At 68.3% G+C, this 3004-nt stretch carries 3 protein-coding genes; 1 reads left to right on the forward strand and 2 read right to left on the reverse strand.

What is annotated here, in order from left to right:
* The coding region (locus MUO23_03385) for a hypothetical protein (protein MCJ7511999.1) at positions 1 to 311 on the reverse strand (311 nt) is incomplete at its 3' end.
* Positions 312 to 639: 328 nt separating this feature from the next.
* Here MUO23_03385 and MUO23_03390 point away from each other — a divergent pair.
* Positions 640 to 1410, forward strand: a complete 771-nt coding sequence (locus MUO23_03390) for a protein-L-isoaspartate(D-aspartate) O-methyltransferase (protein ID MCJ7512000.1) — start codon at positions 640 to 642, stop codon at positions 1408 to 1410.
* Here the strand turns inward: MUO23_03390 and MUO23_03395 are convergent.
* The coding region (locus MUO23_03395) for a hypothetical protein (protein MCJ7512001.1) at positions 1407 to 3004 on the reverse strand (1598 nt) is incomplete at its 5' end. The two genes, MUO23_03390 and MUO23_03395, sit on opposite strands and share 4 nt — an antisense overlap.

The following is a 3004-nucleotide window of genomic DNA, read 5'->3' on the forward strand; positions in this document are numbered from 1 at the left end:
ACTCGCATGGCCTGCCGCAGGGTGAGCACATGCTCCTGCAGCGCCTGCTCCTCGCCGAGGTAGCTCAGCCACTGATAGGCCCGTCGCGATGGATCCGGCAGCGTCTCAGGACCCAAGCCTGCCCGCTCCAGCACGACCGCGATGTCCGCCAGCTGCTCAAGGATCTCAGAATGCAGGGCGTGAACCGAATCCGCTTTCCCCGGGGCGCCCGGCTCGGGGTGAGCCAGGTGACGCAACCTGTCCTGCAGCTGGCGCTGCAGGCGCAGCAGGCCTCGGAAGTGGACCTCGCCATCGGGCACTTCGCGCTTCATCCCCATCGAGTGCGCCCCGCCCGCCTCCATGGGCTCGGGGCGGTTTGCCCAACGACCTGCACCGCTCTCACCCTGGCCCGTACCTGTCAGGCATGGCAGCGAAGCATACCATGTGGGTCTCGCCGGCCTGGACCGGGGTGCCCCCGGGGCCGAACGCACCCAACGGCAGGCCGTTGACGGGGGCAGCAGGCTTCGCCCGGGCTAAGGACATCGGCCCCCGATGGACCTTCTGGCTGACCTGCTGTTATGCTGGGAGTGTACGAAGCCCCCGCGGCCGCCAGGAATTGAGTATGCGGGGGTGCCGCTCCTCTGGCTGAAGGAGTGTTTCATGATCTCCCTTCTCGACTCGCCTGCCGCAAGGACCGCGATTCTTGGGGCCGTGACCGGGCTCGCCTTGGCAAGCCTGCCTGCGTGTGGCACGCGCAGCCTCCCCCCTGCCGCCTCCGAGAGCGATCCCTACCTGGCGGCCCGCCAGGCCATGGTTGAACAAGGGGTCGTCGCCTGGGGGATCGAGGACCCGGCCGTGATCGAGGCCATGTCCGTTGTGCCACGCCACGAGTTTGTCCCGCAGGAATTCCTCGACCAGGCCTATGAGAACCACCCGCTTCCGATCGGCCTCGGACAGACGATCTCCCAACCCTACATCGTGGCCTTGATGAGCGAGCAGGCCGACATCCAGCCGGAGGACAACGTGCTGGAGATCGGCACCGGGTCGGGCTACCAGGCAGCGATCCTCTCCCACTTGAGCAGCCGGGTGTACACGATCGAGATCCTGGAGGAACTTGCCGCCTCGGCTGCGGAGCGGTTCTCCAGGTTGGGCTACGGCAGCATCCACACCCGGCACGCTGACGGCTTTGGCGGCTGGCCGGAGCAAGCGCCGTTCGATGCCATTCTGGTCACGGCCGCGCCGGATCACGTACCTCCGCCGCTGCTGGAACAACTTGCGGTTGGCGGGGTGATGGTCGTCCCGATCGGTCCCGTCGGCGGATATCAGGAACTGTGGCGAATCGAGCGACTCGAGGACGGCCAGATCCGGGCCACCAGCCTGGGGGGCGTCCGCTTCGTGCCCCTGCTTCGCGCGCAGGAACTTGGCAGTTAGGGGGGCGCAGCGCGGCTGGCGGCGATCGGCACCACCCAACTTGCCAACCCGTAGGCGGCTGCGCCCAGGAGGATCGTTGGCGCCAGTCCGGCTTCCAGGCTCACTACAGCCGCCAGCACGCCGGCCACGCCCGAGGCGGCCCCGTTGATCGCCCAGGCCCAGGCGATGTGGCCGCCTGCTGGCCCTGTCAGGCGAATCAACCCACCCGAGAACGGAACCCCCATCAGCAGGCCCACCGGCACCAGCATCAGGGCGGCGAGCCCCTGGCGGAATGGCGAGGCCAGGCGGAGCAGGGACGCCAGAACCGGGCCGAGGGCGATCGCCAGCACAGCCAGCCCGAGGACAAGCAGGCCCAAGCTGCCGCGCAGCGGCAGTCGATCGGCTAGCGCGCTCCCAACCCCGGAGGCCAGCAGCAGCGTTGCCACGACGACCCCCACCGCCACCGCAGGCTGCACCAGAATCAGGGTCAGCCGCTGGATCAGCGCCACCTCGACCAGCATGAACCCGCCGCCGATCAACCCGAAGTACACCGCCCAGTGCCGCCTGAGGGGGGCGCGGCGCGCTTGAGGCGACAGTGCGGGCGAGGCGGTGAGCAGGGTAGCCAGCAGCCCGACGCAGCCCAGCAATCCCAGCAGCACCAAGTAGCCGCTGCCCCCGAAGGGCTGCCAGGTCAGCCCCAGCCCGGCCAGGGTGTCGGGCAACTGCTGCCAGCGGAAGAAGTGAAAGAAGAACGGCCGGTCATCGGTGGCAGGACGCAAGTCATAGGCATACCTACCCACGACGGTCTCCGGATCACGCAGCAGAGCTTCGAACAGCTGACGATATTCGTCACGCGGCAGGCGATTGAACTGATTGAACTCGGAGGCCGCCATCCCAGGGAAGAGGATGGGGTCGAAGGCATTGCGTTCCAGGAAGGCAGCTGCGGAGGCGCGATCCAACTCGCTCCAGCCCGCGGGCGAAAACATAATCGTGGCAGTCCGCAGCCCTCGGTAGGCCAGAAGATGATCCTCCGGAGCTTCCCCCTTACCCACAGCCTCGAGCAGCATCGACAGTGCCCGGGCCTCTTCCGCCGGCGGTGTGCTCAGCCAGCGGTTAAGCGCCAGAATGCCGTTCGGCTTCAAGGCGCGCAGCGCGGCCCGCAGCCCTTCCGTCGTCCACAGGAAATCCTCATGCAGGCTGTAGGCGCCGGCCGTCACGGGGCGATACGGATCGCTGAGCGAGACCAGGACGACGTCGACCGAACCCGGGGCGATTTGCGCCAGCGCAACCCTGGGCGGATCCTGGAGCCAGTGCACGCTGGGCAAAGCTGCCAGTTCGCAGGTCGGTCCCCGGTAAGCCCCGAGCAGCAGTGAACCAATCTCGGGACTGCGCGCCGAAGCCAGGACCTCTCCAGCGCCGCTCGCCACAGCCCCCAGCACGTCCAGGCCGCCTCCCGCATCCAACACCAGAACGCGCCCACCGGGGCGGAGCAAGGCCGGCAGGCTGGAGGGCAGGTGCTCGGCGAGATTCGTGACCGCCGCCGCCCCGGGGCATGCCAGGGTCAACGGAACCGGTCCGTCGCCGTCCAAGAAGACCCCCGCCTGCGCCGGCAAGT

The sequence above is a fragment of the Anaerolineales bacterium genome (assembly GCA_022866145.1).
Taxonomy (GTDB): Bacteria; Chloroflexota; Anaerolineae; order Anaerolineales; family E44-bin32; genus PFL42.

Coding starts and splice junctions, on each gene's coding strand:
- MUO23_03390 (MCJ7512000.1), top strand. CDS start 640: ATGATCTCCCTTCTCGACTCGCCTGCCGCAAGGACCGCGATTCTTGGG.